Annotated in this window: 20 protein-coding genes and 1 pseudogene; 13 read left to right on the forward strand and 8 right to left on the reverse strand. The window is 61.2% G+C overall.

Annotated elements, in window-relative coordinates; translation table 11 throughout:
- Positions 1-27 precede the first annotated feature (27 nt).
- The 4 genes from hslO to ACJ8J1_RS23400 form a co-directional block, all read right to left on the reverse strand.
- Positions 28-906, reverse strand: coding sequence for an Hsp33 family molecular chaperone HslO (gene hslO, locus ACJ8J1_RS23385; RefSeq protein WP_033645284.1), 879 nt, complete (start codon positions 904-906; stop codon positions 28-30).
- A gap of 25 nt (positions 907-931) precedes the next feature.
- Entirely contained in the window at positions 932-1,339 is a 408-nt protein-coding gene (gene hslR / locus ACJ8J1_RS23390) for a ribosome-associated heat shock protein Hsp15 (protein WP_033645283.1), read from the reverse strand.
- Positions 1,336-2,016, reverse strand: a complete 681-nt coding sequence (gene yrfG / locus ACJ8J1_RS23395) for a GMP/IMP nucleotidase (RefSeq protein WP_025304546.1) — start codon at positions 2,014-2,016, stop codon at positions 1,336-1,338. Before yrfG ends, hslR begins: the two co-directional genes overlap by 4 nt.
- Before the next feature lie 98 nt (positions 2,017-2,114).
- Positions 2,115-4,247 carry an intracellular growth attenuator family protein gene (locus ACJ8J1_RS23400; RefSeq protein WP_033645282.1) on the reverse strand — a complete coding sequence of 711 codons (2,133 nt, stop codon included), beginning with the start codon at positions 4,245-4,247 and terminating at the stop codon, positions 2,115-2,117.
- Positions 4,248-4,692: 445 nt separating this feature from the next.
- Between ACJ8J1_RS23400 and nudE the strand changes: the two genes are divergently transcribed.
- A complete protein-coding gene (gene nudE, locus ACJ8J1_RS23405; RefSeq protein ID WP_033645281.1) occupies positions 4,693-5,247 on the forward strand; it encodes an ADP compounds hydrolase NudE in 555 nt (184 codons plus the stop codon).
- Between the two features lie 50 nt (positions 5,248-5,297).
- Here nudE and mrcA read toward each other — a convergent pair whose 3' ends face one another.
- Positions 5,298-7,856, reverse strand: coding sequence for a peptidoglycan glycosyltransferase/peptidoglycan DD-transpeptidase MrcA (gene mrcA / locus ACJ8J1_RS23410; protein WP_033645280.1), 2,559 nt, complete (start codon positions 7,854-7,856; stop codon positions 5,298-5,300).
- 121 nt (positions 7,857-7,977) lie between these two features.
- On the opposite strand from mrcA, the gene pilM reads away from it, so the two are divergent.
- The 12 genes and pseudogenes from pilM (at position 7,978) to trpS (ending at position 18,003) form a co-directional block, all read left to right on the forward strand.
- The gene (gene pilM / locus ACJ8J1_RS23415; RefSeq protein ID WP_033645279.1) at positions 7,978-8,811 is read left to right on the forward strand and encodes a type IV pilus biogenesis protein PilM; all 834 of its coding nucleotides are present in this window, start codon (positions 7,978-7,980) and stop codon (positions 8,809-8,811) included.
- A complete protein-coding gene (locus tag ACJ8J1_RS23420) occupies positions 8,811-9,350 on the forward strand; it encodes a PilN domain-containing protein (protein ID WP_033645278.1) in 540 nt (179 codons plus the stop codon). Before pilM ends, ACJ8J1_RS23420 begins: the two co-directional genes overlap by 1 nt.
- Entirely contained in the window at positions 9,343-9,837 is a 495-nt protein-coding gene (locus tag ACJ8J1_RS23425; RefSeq protein ID WP_033645277.1) for a hypothetical protein, read from the forward strand. Before ACJ8J1_RS23420 ends, ACJ8J1_RS23425 begins: the two co-directional genes overlap by 8 nt.
- On the forward strand, positions 9,830-10,189 hold the full coding sequence (locus tag ACJ8J1_RS23430; protein ID WP_033645276.1) for a HofP DNA utilization family protein: 360 nt from the start codon (positions 9,830-9,832) through the stop codon (positions 10,187-10,189). The genes ACJ8J1_RS23425 and ACJ8J1_RS23430 overlap by 8 nt, the downstream gene beginning before the upstream one ends.
- Positions 10,186-11,430, forward strand: a complete 1,245-nt coding sequence (hofQ, locus tag ACJ8J1_RS23435; protein WP_080273431.1) for a DNA uptake porin HofQ — start codon at positions 10,186-10,188, stop codon at positions 11,428-11,430. Before ACJ8J1_RS23430 ends, hofQ begins: the two co-directional genes overlap by 4 nt.
- 349 nt (positions 11,431-11,779) lie before the next feature.
- Positions 11,780-12,300: pseudogene (gene aroK, locus ACJ8J1_RS23440) on the forward strand (shikimate kinase AroK).
- 106 nt (positions 12,301-12,406) lie between these two features.
- Positions 12,407-13,507 (forward strand): 3-dehydroquinate synthase, encoded by a 1,101-nt coding sequence (gene aroB, locus ACJ8J1_RS23445; protein ID WP_033645275.1) that lies wholly within the window; start codon positions 12,407-12,409, stop codon positions 13,505-13,507.
- A gap of 156 nt (positions 13,508-13,663) precedes the next feature.
- Entirely contained in the window at positions 13,664-14,677 is a 1,014-nt protein-coding gene (locus tag ACJ8J1_RS23450) for an SPOR domain-containing protein (protein WP_033645274.1), read from the forward strand.
- Between the two features lie 84 nt (positions 14,678-14,761).
- A complete protein-coding gene (dam, locus tag ACJ8J1_RS23455) occupies positions 14,762-15,574 on the forward strand; it encodes an adenine-specific DNA-methyltransferase (RefSeq protein ID WP_033645273.1) in 813 nt (270 codons plus the stop codon).
- Positions 15,575-15,624: 50 nt separating this feature from the next.
- A complete protein-coding gene (rpe, locus tag ACJ8J1_RS23460) occupies positions 15,625-16,302 on the forward strand; it encodes a ribulose-phosphate 3-epimerase (RefSeq protein ID WP_019456160.1) in 678 nt (225 codons plus the stop codon).
- Positions 16,295-16,993 (forward strand): phosphoglycolate phosphatase, encoded by a 699-nt coding sequence (locus ACJ8J1_RS23465; protein ID WP_033645272.1) that lies wholly within the window; start codon positions 16,295-16,297, stop codon positions 16,991-16,993. Before rpe ends, ACJ8J1_RS23465 begins: the two co-directional genes overlap by 8 nt.
- Before the next feature lie 2 nt (positions 16,994-16,995).
- Positions 16,996-18,003, forward strand: a complete 1,008-nt coding sequence (trpS, locus tag ACJ8J1_RS23470) for a tryptophan--tRNA ligase (protein WP_033645271.1) — start codon at positions 16,996-16,998, stop codon at positions 18,001-18,003.
- A gap of 51 nt (positions 18,004-18,054) precedes the next feature.
- Here the strand turns inward: trpS and cysG are convergent, their stop codons facing one another.
- The 3 genes from cysG to nirB are packed head-to-tail and all read right to left on the reverse strand — an operon-like array spanning position 18,055 to position 22,381.
- Positions 18,055-19,458 (reverse strand): siroheme synthase CysG, encoded by a 1,404-nt coding sequence (gene cysG / locus ACJ8J1_RS23475; RefSeq protein WP_033645270.1) that lies wholly within the window; start codon positions 19,456-19,458, stop codon positions 18,055-18,057.
- Positions 19,459-19,508: 50 nt separating this feature from the next.
- A complete protein-coding gene (gene nirD, locus ACJ8J1_RS23480; protein ID WP_033645269.1) occupies positions 19,509-19,835 on the reverse strand; it encodes a nitrite reductase small subunit NirD in 327 nt (108 codons plus the stop codon).
- On the reverse strand, positions 19,832-22,381 hold the full coding sequence (nirB, locus tag ACJ8J1_RS23485) for a nitrite reductase large subunit NirB (RefSeq protein WP_033645268.1): 2,550 nt from the start codon (positions 22,379-22,381) through the stop codon (positions 19,832-19,834). The genes nirD and nirB overlap by 4 nt, the downstream gene beginning before the upstream one ends.
- Between the last annotated feature and the right edge of the window lie 226 nt (positions 22,382-22,607).

The following is a 22,607-nucleotide window of genomic DNA, read 5'->3' on the forward strand; positions in this document are numbered from 1 at the left end:
CGGGCGCGCCCGCCGAGAGGGTGTGACTTAGTGCAACCGGTCGCTTTCGCCGGCGTTGCCCGCATACAACGCGGCAACATCAACCGGGTCAAAGACATAGTGGCTGCCGCAGTAGTCGCAGTGCATGTCGATATTGCCGTCCTGCTCCAGCATGTCCGCCACTTCGTCGGTCGGCAGCGTCAGCAGCGCGTCGGCGCAACGCTGGCGTGAACAGGTACAACGGAATTGCACGTCCTGCGGTTCATACAGGGTGACTTCTTCCTGATGATACAGACGGTACAGCACCTCGTTGGCCGGCAGGCCGAACAGCTCTTCGCTTTTGACCGTGTTGGTCAGTTGCACCAGGTGATCGAAATCATCGAGGTTGCCGTCTTGCGCCGGCAGCACCTGCAGCAGCATGCCGGCCGCCGCGGCATTGCCTTCCGCTTCGCCGGTGCGGATGAACAGGCGGGTCGGCAACTGTTCAGACTGGCGGAAGTAAGCTTCCAGGCATTCGGCCAGCGTTTCCCCTTCCAGACCGACCACGCCCTGATAGCGTTCGCCTTCCGTTGGGGAAATGGTGATGACCATGACGCCGTTGCCGATCATCTGATGCAGGGTGCTGTCGTCAGCGATAGGCGCCTGGGTGCGCGCAACGCCGCGCATCTCCTGGCGGTTGTTGCCGTTGATCACCGCCAGCTTCAGCGGGCCGTCGCCTTGCAGCTGAACGGTGATGTCGCCGTCGAACTTCAGGGTTGCGGTCAGCAGACTGGTGGCGACCAGCAGCTCGCCCAGCAGTTTTTGCACCGGTGCCGGGTAGTCGTGGTTGTTCAGGATCTGCTGATAGGTTTCGCTGACGGTAACCAGCTCGCCGCGCACCGCGTAGTTTTCAAACAGGTAACGGTGCAATTGGTCATGGTTGGACATAATCTTCTCTCATTGCGGTGAGGGGTTATTCCTGCTCACCAAATTTAAATTTCATCAGGTCGCGCCGCTCCTTTTTGTCCGGACGTCGGTCCGGATGCGGCATGGTCAACGCGTTCATCTTGCGCGCCAGCGCCATTTTTTCGCGGTTGGCGATGCTGGCTTCGGTTTCCTGATACATTTGCTGCGCCTCGTTGGCACCGCGGCGTTGGCTGGTCAGCGCCAGCACAATCACCGTACGTTCTTCGTTGCCCTGCCGCAGTTTGAGCTCGGCGTTGAGCTCGACAATCTTGCTCGGCTTGCCGCGCTGGCCGTTGTAATGCACCTTGCCGCCGTCGATCATTTCGCGCGCCAGCGCGCGGGTCTTGTAGAAGCGTGCGGCCCACAGCCACTTATCCAGTCGGACCGCGTCGTCGCGCGTCGCTTTTTCCTTCATGCTTCCCCCTTGGCCAGCGCCGGTATCAGCAGGCGGTAGTCGCGCATCGACGGATGGCGCTGGAAGCTTTTCTCCGCCGTGCTGGAGTCCGGGTTTTGCACGCCCAGGCAGTAACGAATGCCGAAAGTGCGCGCCGCGTCGAGGATCGGCTCGCCGTCGTCGACAAACAGCGTGCGCTGCGGGTTGAATCCGGTGTGCTGTTGCACTGCCTGCCACAGACGCTGATCTTCTTTCGGATAACCAAATGTGTGGGTGGAAAACAATAAATCAAGGTGCCGATCGAGGCCGGTATGCTCGATTTTCACCGCCAGGCTGTGCGGATGGGCGTTGGTCAGCAAAATGGTTTGCAGGCCGGCGTCGCGCAGCGCCCGTAAAAAAGGCTCGGTGTCTTCGCGCAGCCGGGCGCGGCTGCCCACTTCGCTGGTCATGCGGTAAATGTCCAGATCCAGCCGCTCGCTCCAGTAATCGAAGCAATACCAGTTCATGGTGTGCTGCACCGCCTGATATTCCCGCTCGATGATGTGGCGGGCTTCGTCGAACGGAATGGCGCGCCTTTCGCTCAGCGCCTGCGGCACCAGGCTGAGCCAAAAGTGGCTGTCGAACTCCAGATCCAGCAATGTGCCGTCCATGTCCAGCAGCACGGTATCGATCTGCGGCCAATCAAACTCGGGAACCATAAAAACTCCACGGGCGGACCGACGGGCAGTCCGCAGATGAGAATAATAGCGTTAGCGTAGCATAAGCGGATGACAGGGCCGAAGCCCCGGCGTCAGGTTCAGGCCATCGGCCGCATCGACATCGGATTGAGCTGCGGGTTGAAGCAGCTGTCGTAGTAACGCTGGATATCGGCGACGCGGTGCTGATTGATGCGCCGACGCTGCACCAGCCGCCAGGCGTTATAACCCAGGCTGACCACTACGGCCAGCAACAACAGGCTGGTGCCGAGATAGCGCCACAGGGTGATCATGTCCGGTTCGCTGTGCAACGCCACGTGGCGAGTGCCGTTGGCGTCAACGCTGAGGCTGGTGATCACGCCCTGCGCCTGGAATGGGGTATGCAGCAGCAGGTTGGACTGGCGCTGCAGCTCATTCCACTGGTCGAGCGCGTTGTATTCGCTTTGCGGCGTCTGCGGCTGGGGGTGACTGACCCACTGGCGGCCTTCGTCGCTGCGGATCAGGAAACCACCTGGCGGCGGGCTGTTAAGCGCAGCGGCGGCCAGTCGCGTCTCATTGAAGATGAACGACGAGGTGGCCACTTTGGTCAGGCTTTCCAGCGATTCGGCGCTGACCGGACGAAGCAGGACGTTGACGCCTTGCAGCGCGCCGGATTTGGCGCGTTTCACCAGGCTGCTCCAGTTTTTCGCGTTGCCCAGGTTAACCAGCGCGTTTTTCAGCCGTACGCAGTCGTTTTCCGTCTGGCACAGATCCTGCGTTTTCAGCACGATATCGGAGAAATCGTCCAGCAGGATCATGCCGGATTTCTCGATGGCGCTGGCCAGCTGCGGGTTGACCTTCTGATCGGCGCCGCTCGGATGCAGCTGACCGCTGACCGTCGCCAGCAGGGCTGTCGCTTTGTCTATGACTTCCGATTCCGGCTGCGGCAGCGGGGCGGCGGTGTTCCAATAGATGCCGGAGCAGTCGAACGGCGCAAAATTGACGGCGCCGCCGCCGTTGGCCGGCGGCGGGACATAGCACATGCCGCTGCCGCGCACTTTCAGCGTGTCGCCGATGCGCAGCGGCGTGGCCTCCAGCGCCTGTACGCTGGTCACTTCCACTTTTTGCGCGCCTTGCAGCCAGGCCATGCTGAGGGTCAACGGCAGGTTGAGCGGGATATAGATCAGCAGCAGCAGCAGAACCAGCGCCGAGCTGGCGACCAGCACCGCATTGCGGCCCCACTGCTGCAACGGGAAATTCTTCACTTCGTCATGCAGCGACAGGAAACGCCCCTGCCGCACCACCTGACGGTTGAGATAGACGTCCACATCGGTGGTTTTGCCCAGATCCTGCGTCAGGTACGGTTGCCAGTGCGGCGGATAGATCAGATCGATAATGCCGAGCGAAATATTGCTGATCTGCCCCTGGCCGGATTCGCCGAACAGGCCCCAGCGCTTTGGCGTGCCGCGCAGGCAGTGGATCTCTTTCAACTCGCGCGACGCCGGGCGGCGGAACAGGTTCCACCCTCCCCAGGCGATCATCAGCACCGCCACGAAAATCATCCAGGGGATCACCAGCACCGGGCTGATCAGGCTGAAGAACAGCAGCAGCAGCGCGGCGGAGATGATGACGGCTTCACGGATGCCGTTCGGCCGGTTCAGCGCATGCTCTTCCGGCGTTTCCTTGCGAATGTTCACCAGCTCGACATGCTCGCTCTCTTCCTTGCGGATGGAGGCGTTTTTGGTCGGCGCGGCGGTCACGACCGGCGGCTGCGGCCGGTCGTGGATATGATCTTTCAGCGAGTGCCCGTTGAGCGAAATCACCAGCGGCAGCGTCTGGGTTTTGATCACTTCCACATGGTTGTCGGCGGTGATGTAGGGTTCCCAAAATGGCGGCAGATGTACCTCTTCGGCATCGAGGTAATAGCGCCATTTATTGGGATCGTCGCTGGCCAGCCCGTAACGGGTGATGGCGTGCGTCACGGGATAAACGTTATCGCTTTGCGGGGTGAGCGCCAGTTTGGCTGCGGGCAGCGTAGCGCCGCCGGGCAACAGTTTGTTGCTCAGCTTGTTTTGTTGATTGAGGTAGAACTCGACCGCCGCGCGTTCTTCGTCGGTCAGCTTGCGGTGGGCGGGTTTGATAAACGGCAGCGTGCGTGCCAGCGCCGTCGGGTGGCGGGCCTTGAACCACAGGTACAGGCCGGCGGCAATCAGGCAGACAAGCACTAAGGCCAATATCAACACTATTGTGCTCATGCAATCCCCATCTCACACCCGTGAATTTCGCCAACCTGATGAAAAGCTGAATATTATACGGAGTAAACCGCCAGGAGGCACCCAGAACTAATGAGGGAACAAACAGATTTTCGCTTTGGATCTCATTCCTTCATGAAGCAAGGTCATTTTATCACTGATTCTTGCCTGCGTGATACTAGCAACCGGCCCCTGCTGTCGATATCGGCATTATCCTATTTTCATGCGCGCTGTTTGCTGAATCAGTGCAGAAAATCGCCCGCGGCTGGCGACGCTTGTTAAAAGAAAGTAAATTACTGTTCATGCGCGTTGCGGCCGAGCTTGCCCTTAACGCACAATGTGATCAAGATCGAATTTGGTCAGCGTTTGAGCGCCAACGAGCCGTGCGTTACGCCAATCATTTTTTCGGTTGCCCTGTCCGCGCCTGGGCAACCTCTTTGAGGCAATCATGGATAAACACCTGCAAAAACCTAAAATTCTGAAAGTGGAAACGGTCGCGCGTTCGCGTTTGTTCAACGTCGAGTCGGTCGATTTGGAATTCAGCAACGGTGTGCGGCGGGTGTATGAGCGCATGCGGCCTTCGGATCGTGAAGCGGTGATGATTGTGCCGGTGATTGGCGATGACCTGCTGCTGATCCGCGAATATGCGGTGGGCACTGAATCCTATGAGCTCGGCTTCCCGAAAGGGTTGATCGATCCCGGCGAGGGGGTGCTGGAGGCGGCCAACCGCGAGCTGATGGAAGAGGTGGGATTCGGTGCCAGACGCTTTGATTTCCTCAGCAAGCTGACGATGGCGCCATCCTACTTTTCCAGCAAAATGAATATCGTGCTGGCGCACGATCTCTACCCGCAGAGCCTGGAAGGGGACGAACCGGAACCCCTGCCGCAGGTGCGCTGGCCGATCGCCAACATGATGGCGCTGCTGGCGGAACCGGATTTCCGTGAGGCGCGCAACGTCAGCGCGCTGTTCCTCTCCGAGGCGTTTCTGCGCGCTTCGCGCTGAGACGCTTCACGCCGCATAAAAAAGGGCCAGATTTCTCTGGCCCTTTTCGATCAGAACAGCTCGTGGCTTTCGCCACCCGGATCGGTCAGCGTGGTGCCGGTATCGCGCGATGGGTAGTCCGTCGGCTGCGTTCCTTCGATAAAGTACTCGGAACGGCTGCCGCCGCCACCGCCAGAGAGCTTGCCGCTGCTCTTGTCGATGGTGACGCTGATGATGCCCGGCGGCGGCGTGACTTTCTGCTCCGGAATGCCTTCCAGCGCGATCTTCATGAAGTCGTCCCACGCCGGCTGGGCGCTTTTGGCACCGCCTTCGCCGCCGGAAATCTGATCCGGGATGGCGCCGGACACTGTCGAACGGCCCAGATCGCGGCGGTGATCGTCGAAGCCGATCCACACCGACGTCACGGTATCCGGGCCATAGCCGGAGAACCAGGCGTCTTTGGAACTGTTGGTGGTACCGGTTTTACCGCCGATATCATGACGTTTCAGATCGCGCCCGGCGCGCCAGGCGGTGCCCATCCAACCCGGTTCACCGAAGATGTTGCTGTTCAGCGCGTCGTGGATCAGGAAGGCCAGCGGCGTGCTGATCACGTGTGGCGCATACTGTTGGTCGCCGTCCTGCTGCACCTGAGCCGGGGTTACCTGCTCCAGCTGCGGCATCGGCACCGTGCTGTTGCTGCCTTCCTGCGAGGTGGCGACGTTTTCGATGTTGTCATCGGACAGCACGGCCGAACGGTGAGTATCACCGTAGATCACCGGCAGGTTGCAACTGCTGCAAACCACTTTAGGTTTGGCTTCGAACACCGTATTGCCGTTGTCGTCTTCAATTTTGGTGATGAAGTACGGATCGACCAGATAACCGCCGTTCGCCAGCACCGCGTAACCGCGCACCAGTTGCATCGGGGTGAAGGAAGCGGAGCCCAGCGCCAGCGATTCGGTATGCACGATGTTCTGTGCCGGGAAGCCGAAGCGCTGCAGATATTCCGCCGCGTAGTCGACGCCCATCGCACGCATCGCGCGCACCATCACCACGTTCTTCGACTGCCCCAGCCCTTGACGCAGACGAATCGGGCCATCGTAGGTCGGCGGCGAGTTCTTCGGCCGCCAGTCGGTGCCGGCGCCGGCATCCCAACGGGTGATCGGCAAGTCGTTCAGGATGGTGGCCAGCGTCAGGCCTTTATCCATCGCGGCGGTATACAGGAACGGTTTGATGTTCGAGCCCACCTGACGCAGGGCCTGCGTGACGCGGTTGAACTTGCTCTGGTTGAAATCGAAGCCGCCGACCAGCGCTTTCACCGCGCCGTCGTTCGGGTTGATGGAAACCAGCGCCGAGTTGACGTCCGGCACCTGCGACAGCCACCAGGCCTCGTTCACTTTACGCACCCAGACCTGCTGGCCTGGCTGCACCACGTCGGTGACGCGTTTCGGCGTTGGGCCTTGCTGAGTGTCTGAACGGTATGGCCGCGCCCAGCGCATGGTGGCCATCGGCAGGGCAATGCTGCTGCCGTCGGCCAGCATCGCCGTCGCTTCCTGCGGGTTGGCGGCGGTGATGACCGCCGGCGCCAGCGGGCCGTAGTTCGGCAGGTTTTTCAGCGAGTCGACAATCTGTTTGCGATCCCAGGCCGCTTCGCCGACTTTCCACAGCACGTTTGACGGGCCGCGATAGCCGTGGCGCATGTCATAGGCCAACACGTTATTGCGCACCGATTCCTGCGCCGCCAGCTGCAGCCGTTTGGTCACGGTGGTGTAAACCTTATAACCGTCGGTATAGGCGTTTTCACCGTAGCGCTTGATCATTTCCTGACGCACCATCTCGGAGAGATACGGGGCGGAGAAGCTGATTTCCGGCGCATGGTAGTTGGCGACCAGATCTTCAGAACGCGCCTGATCGTACTGCGCCTGCGTGATGTAGTGTTCGTCCAGCATGCGCGACAGCACTACGTTGCGACGGGCAACGGCGCGATCGTGCGAATAGAGCGGGTTGAAGGTGGACGGCGCTTTCGGCAGGCCGGCGATGGTCGCCATCTCGCTCAGGGTGAGCTGGCTGACGTCCTTGCCGAAATAGACCTGCGCGGCGGCGCCCACGCCGTAAGCGCGATAACCCAGGTAGATCTTGTTCAGATACAGCTCAAGGATTTCATCTTTGGTCAGCATCTGCTCGATGCGTACCGCCAGAAAGGCTTCCTTGATTTTACGCATCAGGGTGCGTTCCGGGCTTAAGAAGAAGTTACGCGCCAGCTGTTGGGTAATGGTGCTGGCCCCCTGGGAAGCGTGGCCGGAGACCAACGCGATGGAGGCCGCGCGGAAGATGCCGACCGGATCGACACCGTGGTGATCATAGAAGCGGCTGTCTTCGGTGGCGATAAATGCGTGCACCATCACCGGCGGAATTTGATCCAACTTCAGCGGAATGCGGCGCTTCTCGCCGTACTGGGCGATCAGTTCGCCATCGGCGCTGTAAACCTGCATCGGTATCTGCAGCCGCACGTCTTTCAGCGTTGCGACGTCGGGCAGCTGCGGCTCGACATATTTGTACAAGCCGAAAATCGAGGCTGCTCCCAGCACGATGCAACATACTGCAAGGATTAGTAAATACTTTACGAACTTCACCTGAGATTTCCCATTTCTAAGTCATTTGGGCAGTTTATAAACAACCGCGCGGTAGTATAAAGGCAAGCCTGCGACATGGATATGTTCTTTTATCATCGGATGTTATGGAGGCTTGTGAAACATGTTCCCTCAAGCATGGCAGGTGGGGCTGGATATACAAATCGACTGCGTGCGGGCGCTGGCGGTCCAACGCCGCCGCAACGGCTGGCAACTGCGTCACTGGTGGCAACAGACGCTGCCGCAGGCGGTTTTACGCGACGGCTGCCTGGCACCTTCCGAAGCCCTGATCCGGGCGCTGCGGCAATGGCGCGTCCAACTGCCGCGACATATTTCCTTACGCATTGCCCTGCCGGCGCAGCGGGTGTTGCAACAGTGCATGGCGCAGCCGGACGCGCGGCTGCGCGAGCCGGAACGCAGCGACTATATCGTTGGCCACGGCGTGAAGCAGTTCCCACTCGACGGCCAGACGCTGGCGCTCGACTATCGCGCCGCGCCGGCGGAGGGGGCGGCGCTGCTGTTGACCGCCGCGCGGCGGCAGGAGCTGCAGCAGTGGCTGCACTGTCTGCGCCAGGCGGGCCTGCATCCGCAAGCGGTCGATATTACGCCCTGCGCGCTGCGGATGATGGCGACGGCGGCGGGCGTGCCGCACACCGCAGGGCTGATGCATCGTCTCGAGCGAGAATGGCTGTGGGTGGCGCCGGCCGACGGCGCGTTCGCGTTCGGGCTGACGCCGGGCGACGATGACGCGCAGGCGCTGCGGGCGCTGCAAGCCCAGACGCCGGCGGACGATGATCGACCGGTCTATGCCGGCAGCGTGCTGGCAGGAGCCTTGCCCGTCGGCTGCCTTTCCTGGTCGCCGCTCAGCGCCTTCACGCAGCTGCGTCCGCCGTTGCCCGTGCATCCCTCAGCGTTCGCGTTGGCCGGCGGTCTGGCGCTGCGCGAGGAGGACCGCTGATGTACCAGGTCAACTTTTTGCCCTGGCGGCAACGTCGCGATCGGCGGCGCGGCTGCTTCTGGCTGGGCGTGTTGCTGTTGCAGATAACGGTGCTGTTGCTGGCAGGGGGCCTCGTCGCCGGTCAACTGCGTCATCAACAGGCGCAGCGTCAGGAGCGGCTGGCGCTGTTGGAAGAAGAGCTGGCGGCAGTGACGCTGCTCGTCCGTCAGCAGCAGCAAGAGCGGGCGCAACGGGCGCGATACAGCGCCCTCGCTGAACGGCAGGCGCGCAATGCCCAACATAACCGGCGTTATTTGCAACTGCTGCAGCAACTCTCCTCCTGCCTCCCCCCACCGCTGTGGCTCACGGCGTTGGACAGCGATGCGGCGAACGGCCTGCGGCTGCGTGGATTGAGCCGTTCTCCTGCCGCCATTTCGCAGTTCGAACGGCGGCTGGCGGGGATGCCCGCGTTACCGCGGCTGCGTTTGGCGGAGGTGGCGCAACGCGACGACGGCCTGTACGCCTTTCATCTGGTGGCGCAATGGGGGCGTGATGGATAACCGTTTGCCATCTGGGCTGCGCTTCTTGCTGGGCCTGTCGGGCCGGCGATTGCTGGCCGCGCAATGGCTGGGCATCGGCACGTTGGCGTTGTTGGGTGGGGGCTGGATGCTGCAAGACGAATGGCGTCAGCGGGAAAGTGCGACAGAGCGGCAACAGCGCCTGCTGCAACAGATCGCCGTGGCGCAGCGCCAACTGGACGAGGCGCCGGTCGCCCTGATGCCGCCGACGCCGCTCGCTCCGGCCGCCACCGGCGATCTGACGAACGGGCTGCAACGTGCGGGGGGCGCCTTATTGCGCTGGCAGCGGCAGGAAAAACCGCCGCGGCAAACGCTGAGCTTGCGCATTGACTACCCCGGTTTGTTGGCGCTGCTGGAGGCGCTGCCCGCCGATTTGCGTCTCGAACAATTGAGCGTGGAGACGCCGCCGCAGGGCATGACGGCGCGGTTGGTTTTACAGGATGCCGCCGAGGAGCTGGCCGATGAGTAGAAGATCCGGCCGTTGGTGGTGGCTGCTATGGCCGTGGGCCTTATGCGCCGAACCGCGCGACCCGTTTGCGCCGCCCCCGATGCCTGCTTGCGCCCAGACAGAGACATCCCCGGCGGGCTGGCGACTGAAAGGCGTCATCGGGCAACCGACGCAGCGCTATGGCTGGGTGGTGACGCCGGCGGGGCAATGGTTGCGCCTGCGGCCGCAACAACGGGTGCTTGCCGAGCGCTGGCAGGTGACGCAGGTGCAGGCGCGCAGCCTGACGTTGAAGGCGCTGACGGCCGAACCGGAGTGCCCGACGAGCCGCGACGACATATCGCTGATGATCGACGACAAGGATGACAAATCATGAAAGGACGCGCTGGACTGGGCTTGGCGCTAGGGTGTTTGGCGCTCGGCGCCGCGCATGCTCAGGATAAACAGATAATCTCATTGGAGTTTCAGGATGCGCCGGTCACGGTCATCCTGCAGGCCTTGGCGGATTATCGGCAGATGAACCTGATCGCCGCGCCGGGCGTGAGCGGCAACCTGACGCTGCGGTTGGAGGATGTGCCCTGGCCCCAGGCGCTGGCGCTGACCCTGCGTATGGGCAAACTGACGATGACGCGGGAGGGTAACGTGATGCTGATCTCCCCGGAGCCGGATGCGCGGGAAAAAAGACAGCTGCAAGAGGCGCTGGCGCAGCGGCAACCCTTGCACAGCCTGACGATGACCGTGCAAAACGGCGATGCGGCGGAAATTGCCGAAAGCCTCAACGCCCAACGTGGCGCGTTGCTGAGCGAGCGTGGCAGCGTGTTGGCGGATAAACGCACCAATACGCTGCTGCTGCGCGACACCGCGCCGATTGTGGCGCAGTTGAAAAAGCGGATAACGGAAATGGATGCGCCGCTGGCACAGGTGCAACTGGCGGCGCATATCGTGACCATCAACAGCGAAAGCCTGCGTGAGCTCGGCGTGCGTTGGGGATTGGCGCCCGACGACAGGCCGGCGCGGCCGCTGCGGCCGGGCAATATCGGCGTTAACCTGCCGTTGGAGCGCAGCGCGGTGAACGCCGGTTTCCATCTGGCGCGCATCAGCGGGCGTTTGCTGAGCCTGGAGCTGACGGCGCTGGAGCAGGAAAATCAGGTGGAGATCATCGCCAGCCCGCGTCTCCTGACGGCGCATCTGCAAACCGCCAGCATCAAGCAAGGGACGGAGATCCCTTATGAAGTGTCCAGCGGCGCCAGCGGTGCGACCGCCATCGAGTTTAAAGAGGCGGTGCTGGGCATGGAGGTGACGCCGAAGGTGTTGCCGGACGGGCGCATCACGCTGACGCTGCAGATCAGCCAAAATATGCCGGGGCGCGCCATCAGCCGAGGGGCCGGAGAGGCGTTGACCATCGATAAACAGGAGATTAAGACGCAGATCACGGTGAAAAACGGCGAAACCCTGGTGCTCGGCGGCATTTTTCAACGGCATCGCGGCAAGACGGCGGACAAGGTGCCGGGACTGGGGGATGCGCCGCTGCTGGGGGGCTTGTTCCGGCAGAGCGGCGCACAACAGAAAAAACGCGAGCTGGTGATCTTTATTACGCCAACCCTGATTAAGGGATAAGCGGCGGCCTGTCGGCCGGGCGGCAAATCGCCTAAAGTTGATGAGCAGATACACTTTTTTATCCCCTTGGGGGGATCTGCGTTTGACGCTGCGGCCGATTTAGCTTACAAGGGTTACCGAATTGAGCACCGAGGTTTTTTGTTAGCGCCAAGACGCCGTTAAAAACATATGGTTTCCCTCCCGCGGCGTGGATTGCGATTTATTCGGTTGCCAAACTACCAAGAGTGTTGAGATAATTTTTCGTCTGATCTCGCACTATCGCTCATGAGGTTTCAGTTTAGGTCCCGCCGCTGATTTGATTGGCGGGGCGGGTTAACATTAACGAATTGTCTTAGTAATACCGAAAAACATGGCAGAGAAACGCAATATCTTTCTGGTTGGGCCTATGGGTGCCGGCAAAAGCACTATTGGCCGTCAGTTAGCTCAGCAACTCAATATGGAGTTCTTCGACTCCGATCAAGAAATTGAGCGACGTACCGGAGCTGACGTGGGCTGGGTATTCGACGTGGAAGGGGAAGAAGGTTTCCGCGATCGTGAAGAAAAAGTCATTAATGAACTGACGGAAAACAAGGGATTGTGTTGGCGACCGGCGGCGGTTCGGTGAAGTCGCGCGAAACGCGCAACCGTCTGTCCGCGCGCGGCGTGGTGGTTTATCTCGAAACCACGATCGAAAAGCAGTTGGCTCGTACCCAGCGTGATAAAAAACGCCCGCTGCTGCAGGTTGATTCTCCGCCGCGTGAAGTGCTGGAAGCTTTGGCGAAAGAGCGCAATCCGTTGTATGAAGAGATTGCCGATGTCACCATTCGCACCGACGATCAGAGCGCTAAAGTGGTTGCCAACCAGATCATCAACATGCTGGAAAGCAACTGATTGCTGATTTTCGCGTTCGCCGTCGGCCAATGCGGAAAACTGATTTGTGTTCCCCGCCGTTGCGGGGATCAACCACCGCCGTACCATACAGAGAACTAAGCGCGACATGGAGAGAATTACTGTAACGCTTGGGGAGCGCAGCTACCCGATTACCATCGCCGCCGGATTGTTTGACGATCCGGCTTCTTTTATGCCGTTAAAGGCGGGTGAACAAGCGATGTTGGTCACCAACCAGACCCTGGCGCCGCTCTATCTGGAGCGTGTCCGGCAGGTGCTGGAGCAGAGCGGCGTCGTGGTGGATCAGGTGATTCTTCCCGATGGTGAGCAGTACAAATCTCTGGCGGTGTTGGAGCAGGTGTTTTCGGCGCTGCTCGAAAAACCGCACGGGCGCGATACCACGCTGATCGCGCTCGGTGGCGGCGTTGTCGGCGATCTGACCGGCTTTGCCGCCGCGTGCTACCAACGCGGCGTGCGCTTCATTCAGGTTCCCACCACGCTGCTGTCGCAGGTGGACTCCTCCGTGGGCGGCAAGACCGCCGTCAACCACCCGCTCGGCAAAAACATGATCGGCGCTTTCTATCAACCCGCTTCGGTGGTGGTTGATCTGGATTGCCTGAAAACGCTGCCGACGCGTGAACTCTCTTCCGGCCTGGCCGAAGTCATCAAATACGGGATCATCCTCGATCGCGAGTTTTTCGTCTGGTTGGAACATAACATCGATGCGCTGATGGCGTTGGATATGCAGGCGTTGGCCTACTGTATTCGCCGCTGCTGCGAGCTGAAGGCCGAGGTGGTGGCCGCAGACGAACGCGAAAGCGGTCTGCGCGCTCTGCTGAATCTGGGCCATACTTACGGCCATGCTATCGAAGCCGAGATGGGCTACGGCGTGTGGCTGCACGGTGAGGCGGTGGCTGCGGGCATGGTGATGGCGGCGGAAACCGCGCACCGTCTCGGCCAGTTCTCCGTTGAAGACATCGAGCGCATCAAAGCGCTGCTGCTGCGCGCCGGCTTGCCGGTCTGCGGGCCGCAGGAAATGACGCCGGAATCCTACTTGCCGCACATGTTGCGCGACAAGAAAGTGCTGGCGGGGGAACTGCGTTTGGTGTTGCCGACCGCGGTCGGTGCGGCGGAAGTGCGCGGCGGCGTAGGGCATGAGCTGGTGCTGGCGTCGATCGCCGCCTGCTTGCCTGAGCGGAAGCGTAATTAAATCGGACTAAGTAACAGTGGCTTAGCCGCCATTAGCATCTATATTAATACAGTGAGCAGAGCACGACGGGTGTCGCTTTGCCATCATCGGGTTAATCCGCCCGTGCCACGGTAGGTCTACGGTGGTGGGCTTTTGCCTCTAGTTGGAGGGTTTCAGATGGACGAGTTTAAACCGGAAGACGATCTCAGACCTGATAGCAGCGATCGTCGTCCTACGCGTTCGCGCAAGCCGGCCGCCGCGCCGCGCTTCGCCGTTTCGCGCCAGCATTTGATGATTGGCATCGGCATTTTGGTGCTGCTGCTGCTGATTATCGGCATCGGTTCAGCCCTGAAGGCGCCGACCAAACATGAAGCGGCGCAGGAGAGCGGCGCGCAAAACGGCGCGGCCCGCGATATCAACCTGTCCGGTTCTTCGTCGCTGACCACCGCCAATAACGGCGTGCCGGGCGGCACGACGGATACCCACGATAATAACGGCGTGAGCGCGACTCAGCCGCAGCAACCGCAGAACGTCAGCGTTCCGCCGATCTCCGGCACGCCGACCGAAGCGCAAACGCAGCCTCAGCAAGGCGGTGCGCAGCAGCGCGTCGATTTGCCGGGCAACATGGCGGATGCGCTGTCGCAGCAGCAGGGGCAGGTTGACGCCGCTACGCAGGGCATGACCGGCGCAGCGTCGACGTTGCCGACCGCACCGGCAACGGTGATGAGCGGCGCCGCAGCGCGCGAAGCGACGCGTCCTGTGCAGGGCACTGCCCCGCAACAGCATAAAACGCCGGCGAAAACCGCCGCCGCCAAACCGACCGCAACGCAGCATAAATCACCGACTACGGTGTATACGCCGCCGGCCAAGCCGTCTTCCACCGCGAAAGCGGGAGCGGTCGCCAGCAGCGGCAGTTCTGTGCAGTCTGCGCCGGGCAGCCACTATACCTTGCAACTGAGCAGCGCTTCGCGTTCCGATACGCTGAACGCCTACGCCAAACAGCAGAAGCTGCAGAATTACCTGGTGTATGCCACCAAGCGTGACGGCAAGCCGTGGTACGTGCTGGTGAGCGGCAACTATGCGTCTTCTGCTGAAGCGAAGCGCGCCATTGCTTCGTTGCCGGCCGATGTGCAGGCGAAAAAACCATGGGTTCGACCTGTACACCAAGTGCAGCAAGATCTTAAAAAATAAATCATTTAAATTTGTGCGCTGATGTGCTGTCTGAAACAGAGTACAATCCGCCGCTCTGAATTGTATAAGTAGCTAATTGACGGCATGAAGAAAAACCGCGCTTTTTTAAAATGGGCTGGTGGAAAATACCCGCTGGTAGATGAGATTCGTCGCCATCTGCCGGCGGGAGACTGCTTAATCGAGCCCTTCGTGGGTGCGGGATCCGTCTTTCTGAATACGGATTACGACGCCTACATTCTCGCCGACATCAATAGCGATCTTATCAACCTGTATAACATCGTTAAGCTGCGTACGGATGACTTCGTGCGCGATGCCCGCACGCTTTTCGCCGATGAATTCAATAACTCGGATCAGTTTTACCTGCTGCGAGAAGAGTTCAATACTAGCACCGAGCCTTACCGCCGGGCGCTGCTGTTCCTGTACCTGAACCGTCACTGCTATAACGGCCTGTGCCGCTATAACCTGCGCGGCGAGTTCAATGTGCCGTTTGGCCGGTACAAGAAACCGTACTTCCCGGAAGAAGAGCTCTACTGGTTTGCCGAAAAATCGCGCAATGCCACTTTTGTCTGCGAGCATTACCGCGATACCATGGCGAAGGCCGTGGCCGGTGCCGTGGTGTATTGCGATCCGCCTTATGCGCCGCTGTCGGCGACGGCGAATTTCACCGCTTACCACACTAACAGCTTCAGCATCGCCGATCAGCAAAGCCTGGCGCAACTGGCGCACCAGCTCTCGGTAGAGAGCCAGGTACCGGTATTGATCTCCAATCACGATACCGAGCTGACGCGCGACTGGTACCAGCATGCTGCGCTGTATGTGGTGAAAGCGCGCCGTACAATCAGCCGCAACATTCTCGGCCGCAGCAAAGTGAACGAGCTTTTGGCGCTGTATCGCTAAGCCGGGGCACCCCGGCGCATAACAACTCGACCCTACGTTTGGAGAAGCGGATGAAAAAGTTTTTGATTGCCCCGTCCATTCTGTCGGCAGATTTTGCCCGGTTAGGTGAAGATACCGCTAACGTGCTGGCTGCAGGCGGCGACGTGGTGCACTTCGACGTGATGGATAACCACTACGTGCCCAATCTGACCATAGGTCCGATGGTGTGCGAAGCGCTGCGCAACTACGGCATTACTGCGCCGATTGACGTGCACCTGATGGTCAAACCGGTGGATCGCATCGTGCCTGATTTCGCCAAGGCCGGCGCGTCTTATATCTCTTTCCACCCCGAAGCTTCCGAGCATGTCGATCGCACCATTCAGCTGATCAAAGAGCACGGCTGTAAGGCCGGCCTGGTGTTCAACCCGGCGACCCCACTGAGCTATCTTGATTACGTGATGGATAAAATCGACGTGATCCTGCTGATGTCGGTCAACCCGGGCTTCGGCGGCCAGTCGTTCATCCACGGCACGCTCGACAAGCTGCGCCAGGTGCGCAAACTGATCGACGACAGCGGCCGCGATATCCGTCTCGAAGTCGACGGCGGGGTGAAGGTGGACAACATCGCCGAAATCGCCGCCGCGGGCGCCGATATGTTTGTCGCCGGTTCCGCCATCTTTGGCCAGCCGGACTACCGCAAGGTGATCGACGAAATGCGCAGCGAGCTGGCGAAGGTTTCCCATGGCTGATTTCGGCGCGATCCGCGCACTGGCCTTCGATCTTGACGGTACGCTGGTCGACAGCGCGCCGGGCCTCGCGGCCGCCATCGATATGGCGCTGGAAGAGAGGGGGCTGCCGCAAGCGGGTGAAGAGCGAGTTGGCACCTGGATCGGCAACGGCGCCGACGTGCTGGTGCAGCGCGCGCTGCGCTGGGCGGAAGCGGAAGACACGCCGGAGCAGTGCAGCCGGCTGCGTGAGCGCTTCGATCATTTCTACGCGCAGACTGTTGACAGCGGCAGCCGCCTGTTCCCGCAGGTGCAAGAGACGCTGGCCCGCCTGGCCGCGCACGGTTACCCGATGGCATTGGTGACCAACAAGCCGACGCCGTTCGTGGCGCCGCTGCTGGCATCGCTGGGCATTGGCGAGTATTTTTCGCTGGTGATCGGCGGCGACGACGTGACGGAAAAGAAACCTCACCCGGCGCCGTTGTATCTGGTGCTCGGCAAGCTTGGGTTGCGAGCGCATGAACTGCTGTTCGTCGGCGATTCGCGCAACGATATTCAAGCCGCTCAGGGGGCCGGTTGCCCGAGCGTCGGTTTTACCTACGGTTATAACTACGGCGAATCGATCGCCCTGAGCCACCCCGATCGGGTGTTGGAGCGCTTCGCCGATTTGTTGCCCGCTCTTGGGCTGTCATCTTTAGAGAATCAGGAAATTTAAACATGAGTAAGCCCATCGTATTTAGCGGCGCGCAGCCGTCCGGCGAACTGACCATCGGCAACTACATGGGTGCGCTGCGTCAGTGGGTGCAGATGCAGGACGACTACGACTGCATCTACTGCATCGTCGATCTGCATGCCATCACCGTGCGCCAAGACGCCGAAAAGCTGCGCAAAGCCACGCTGGATACGCTGGCGCTGTATCTGGCCTGCGGTATCGATCCGGAAAAAAGCACCATCTTCGTGCAGTCGCACGTGCCTGAGCACACGCAGCTGAGCTGGGTGCTGAACTGCTACACCTATTTCGGCGAACTGAGCCGCATGACGCAGTTCAAAGACAAATCCGCACGCTACGCGGAGAACATCAACGCCGGGCTGTTCAGCTATCCGGTGCTGATGGCGGCGGACATCCTGCTGTATCAAACCAATCAGGTGCCGGTGGGCGAAGACCAGAAACAACACCTGGAACTGAGCCGCGACGTGGGCCAGCGTTTCAACGCGCTGTACGGCGACGTGTTCAAAGTGCCGGAGCCGTTTATTCCTAAATCCGGCGCACGCGTGATGTCGCTGCAGGAACCGACCAAGAAGATGTCCAAGTCGGACGATAACCGCAACAACGTGATCGGCCTGCTGGAAGATCCGAAAGCGGTGACCAAAAAGATCAAACGCGCAATGACCGACTCGGAAGAGCCACCTGTCGTGCGTTACGACGTGGTCAACAAGGCGGGCGTCTCCAACCTGTTGGACATCCTCGCCGGCGTCACCGGCAAGAGCATCGCGCAGCTGGAAGCCGAGTTCGAAGGCCAAATGTACGGCCACCTGAAAGGCGCGGTGGCGGAAGCCGTCTCCGGCATGCTGGCTGAGCTGCAGGAGCGTTACCACCGCTTCCGCAACGACGAAGCCTACCTGCAGCATGTGATGCGCGACGGCGCCGCCAAAGCCCGTGCACGCGCGCAGGAAACCCTGGCGAAGGTTTATCAGGCCGTCGGTTTCGTACCGCCGCAGGCGTAACGCCGGCGCAAATAAAAAAAGCGGCCTTGGGCCGCTTTTTTTACGTCGGTATCACGCCATTTGCGCCAGGCCGGCGGGCGGGGCTTCGCTGGCGAACCAATTAAGCTTGCTGCGCAGGCTGACCACGCTGCCGACGATGATCAGGCTGGGGCTGGCGGCCTGCAGGGACAAGGCGCCCAGTTGGCCAAGCTCGCCTTCGATCACCCGCTGGCGACAGGAAGTGCCGTTTTCCACCAGCGCCACCGGTGTGGCGGCCGGCAGTCCGTTCGCGATCAGCCGGCGCTGGATCTCCGCCGCCTGCGATAGCCCCATATAGAACACCAGCGTCTGTTGCCCGGCGGCCAGCGTCGCCCAGTCCAATCCACCGTCGGCCTTGGCGTGGCCGGTCACCAGACGCACGCTCTGCGCGTGGTCGCGGTGGGTGAGCGGGATGCCGCTGTAGGCGGAACAGCCGGAGGCGGCGGTGATGCCCGGCACCACCGAGAACGGTACGTTGGCGTCCGCCAGCGTTTCCAGCTCTTCGCCGCCGCGGCCGAAGATAAAGGGATCGCCGCCCTTCAGGCGCACCACGCGTTTGCCTTGCCGCGCTTGCTGCAGCAAGATGTGGTTGATCTGCTCCTGCGGCACGCAGTGATGGCCGGCGCGTTTGCCAACGAAGATGCGCTCGGCGTCGCGACGCACCAGCGTCATGATCTCTTCGGAGACCAGCCGGTCGTAAACCACCACGTCGGCCTGCTGGATCTGTTGCAGCCCTTTCAGCGTCAGCAGGCCGGCATCGCCCGGCCCGGCGCCCACCAGCACCACTTCACCGCGATCCTCCGGCCGTTCGCTGAACAGCTGTTCGAGCTGGCGTTCGGCCAGAGCCGCGTCGTCATTGGCCAGCGATTGCGCCAGCCGATCGTGAGCGAACAGCCGCTCCCAGAAGCGGCGGCGCGCGCCGAGGCTGCTGAAGCGCTGTTTCACCCGTTGACGCAGCGATCCGCCGAGCTGCGCCAGCTTGCCGAGGTGTTGCGGCAGCAGCGCTTCCAGCTTCTCGCGCAGCAACCGCGCCAACACCGGCGCTTTGCCGCCGGAGGACACCGCCACCACGATCGGCGAACGATCGATGATCGACGGCATGATAAAGCTGGCGCGTTTCGGGTCATCGACCACGTTGCAGAACACCCGCTGCTGGTTGGCGCACTGGTACACCCGCGCGTTGACCTCCAGCCTATCGGTGGCGGCGATCACCAACCATTTTTCCGTCAGCAGGGCCGGGCTGAATTCGCCCTCGGCCAGCGTCAACAGGCCTTCTGCCGCCCACTGGTGGAACTGCGGGCTGAAGGCCAGGGCGTTGACGGTCAGCGCCGCGCCGGCGTCCAGCAGCAGGCGCGCCTTGCGTTCGGCGATTTCGCCGCCGCCGACCAGCAGGCAGGCTTTGTGTTGCAGTTGGCAGAAAATCGGCAGGTAGTCCATCGGCATTCCTCAGGATTATCGGCGTGGGGGCGGGATGCGCCCCCGAAAGGTTATGCCGCGACTTGCACGATGCCGTCGACCACCCGGCTGGTGAAGCTGGCGACGGAGCGGCTGTCATCTTCCAGGCAGTGGCCATCGTACAGGCGGAAACGCTGTTTCTTCAGCGGGCTGGCGACCCACAACTCCCCCTGATGCTCGGCGATCAGCCCGCGCGACAGCACGCTGGCCTGGGCGAACGGGTCGATATTGCTGATGGCGAACACCTGTTCGTCGGCATAGGGGCGGAACACCGCCACCTGCCGATCGCCGATCAGGGCGCATACGCCGGTGCCGGGCAGGATGTCGGCGATGGGGCAAACGGTAATCCACTGGCTCATGCTTGGCTCTCCTCGGTGTCGATCAGGGTGACGGCAATGCGCTCGTCAGGGCGCGCCGGGCGGTGTTGGTCACGTTCGGCCACCACCTGCACGTTCGGATCGCGCAGCGGGCTGTTGATGAAGTGGGCGAAGCGCAGCTGCGTTTCCGGGTGCTCGACGGTTTCTTTCCACTCGCAGATCACTGCCTCGCGCAGGCGGGCGATATCCGCTTCCAGCTGCTCGTTGATGCCGAGCTTGTCGTCAACGATCACCTTGCGCAGGTAATCGATGCCGCCTTCCAGGCTCTCCAGCCATACCGAGGTGCGCTGCAGCTTATCGGCGGTGCGGATATAGAACATCATGAAACGGTCAAGGTAGCGCACCAGGGTCTCGCTATCGAGATCGGCGGCCAGCAGGTCGGCGTGGCGCGGTTTCATGCCGCCGTTGCCGCAAACATACAGGTTCCAGCCGTTTTCGGTGGCGATGATGCCGACGTCCTTGCCCTGCGCTTCGGCGCATTCCCGGGTACAGCCCGAGACGCCGAATTTCATTTTGTGCGGGGTGCGGATGCCTTTGTAGCGATGTTCCAGCGTGACGCCGAAACCGACGCTGTCGCCGACGCCATAGCGGCACCAGGTGCTGCCGACGCAGGTTTTCGCCATGCGCAGCGCCTTGGCGTATGCGTGCCCGGTTTCAAAGCCGGCGGCGAGCAGCTTGCGCCAGATGGCCGGCAGGTCGTCTTTCTGCGCGCCGAACATGCCGATGCGCTGCGAGCCGGTCATTTTGGTGTAAAGATTGTACTCCTTGGCGATCTGTCCGATGGCCAGCAGGCCGTCCGGGGTGATTTCGCCGCCGGCGGAGCGCGGTATCACCGAGTAAGTGCCGTCTTTTTGGATATTGCCGAGGAAGTTGTCGTTGGTATCCTGCAGCGGCGTGTGCTGCGGTTTGAGGATGTATTCGTTCCAGCACGAGGCCAGCAGCGAGCCGACGGTCGGTTTGCAGACTTCGCAGCCGTAGCCTTTGCCGTATTTGGCCAATAACGCCTCGAACGACTTGATGCCTTCGACGCGGATCAGGTGGAACAGCTCCTGGCGTGAATAGGCGAAGTGTTCGCACAGGTGGTGGTTGACCTCGATGCCTTGCTTGCTCAGCTCGGCGTTCAACACCTGGGTGAGCAGCGGGATGCAGCCGCCGCAGCCGGTGCCGGCCTTGGTTTCGGCTTTCAGCGCCGCCACGGTGTGGCAGCCTTTATTGACCGCCCGGATGATGTCGCCTTTGCTGACGTCGAAGCAGGAGCAAATCTGCGCGCTTTCCGGCAGCGAATCCACGCCGATGGCCGGCTTGCTGCCCGCATGGGCCGGCAGGATCAGGCCGTCCGGGTTTTCCGGCAGCGCGATGCCGTTCAGCGCCAGCTGCAGCAGGTTGCCGTAATCGCTGGTATCGCCGACCAACACTGCGCCGAGCAGGGTTTTGTTGTCGGCGCTGACCACGATGCGTTTGTAGACCTCTTTGCTCTCATCCAGATAAACGTAGCTGCGGGCGCCCTCGGTGCGGCCGTGGGCATCGCCGATGCCGCCGACGTCTACGCCCAGCAGTTTCAGTTTGGCGCTCATGTCGGCACCCTGGAAGCCGTTTTCGCGGCCCAGCAGGTGATCGGCGGCCACCTGCGCCATTTTGTAACCCGGCGCCACCAGGCCGAAGGTGCGATCGCGCCAGGCGGCGCACTCACCGATGGCGTACACGTCCGGATCCGATGTCTGGCAGCAGTCGTTGATGGCGATGCCGCCGCGGCGGCCGATCTCCAGTCCGCATTGACGCGCCAGCTTGTCCTGGGCGCGGATGCCGGTGGAGAAAACGATGAAATCCACTTCCAGCAGGCTGCCGTCGGCGAAATGCAGGGTTTTGCGCGCCGTGCCGCCGCCGTTGACGATCTCCTGGGTGTTTTTCCCGGTGTGTACTTTGACGCCCATGCGCTCGATCTTGCGGCGCAGCTGGTCACCGCCCATCGGGTCGAGCTGTTCGGCCATCAGCACCGGAGCGAATTCGATCACGTGCGTTTCCACCCCCAGGCTTTTCAGCGCGCCGGCGGCTTCCAGCCCCAACAGCCCGCCGCCGACCACCGCGCCGCGTTTGCTGCGGCGCGCGCAGGCTTCGATGGCGTTAAGGTCTTCGATGGTGCGGTAAACGAAGCAGTCCTGGCTATCCGAGCCCTTAATCGGCGGGATCCACGGATAGGAGCCGGTGGCCATGATCAGCTTGTCGTAATAGACGGTGCGTCCGGTATTGGAGTGGATGACTTTCTCGTCGCGATTGATGGTGATGGCGCGTTCGCCGATCAGCACCTTCACGCCGTGCTTTTCGTAAAAGCCTTCGCGCACCAGCGACAGCTCTTCGGCGGTATGGTGCGAGAAATAGGAAGAGAGATGCACGCGATCGTAAGCGATGCGCGGCTCTTCGCAAAATACGGTGATGTCGAATAGGTCTTTGTCTGCTTTATCCAACAGATCTTCGATGAACCGGTGGCCGACCATGCCATTGCCGATCACGGCAAGTTTGACTCTGCTCATTATTGCCTCAAAATTCGGGTTTCCTAGGCTTACCTTATCCCTCCCGAGGGGCAATTTATTGATGCAAATCAATCGCGCCTTTATATACCCACAACGTGGTATATGAATGATTTTCCAAGTTTTTTGATAAGTTGCGGATTTTATTCACCTTTAGCTGAAGCGAGTCAGGTCGCGCACCAACTACCCCGCAGGGAGTAGACGCGCAGGCCGGCATGCAACGGCGACT

This window comes from Serratia sp. CY37869 (genome assembly GCF_052168895.1).
Classification (GTDB): Bacteria; Pseudomonadota; Gammaproteobacteria; order Enterobacterales; family Enterobacteriaceae; genus Serratia; species Serratia ureilytica.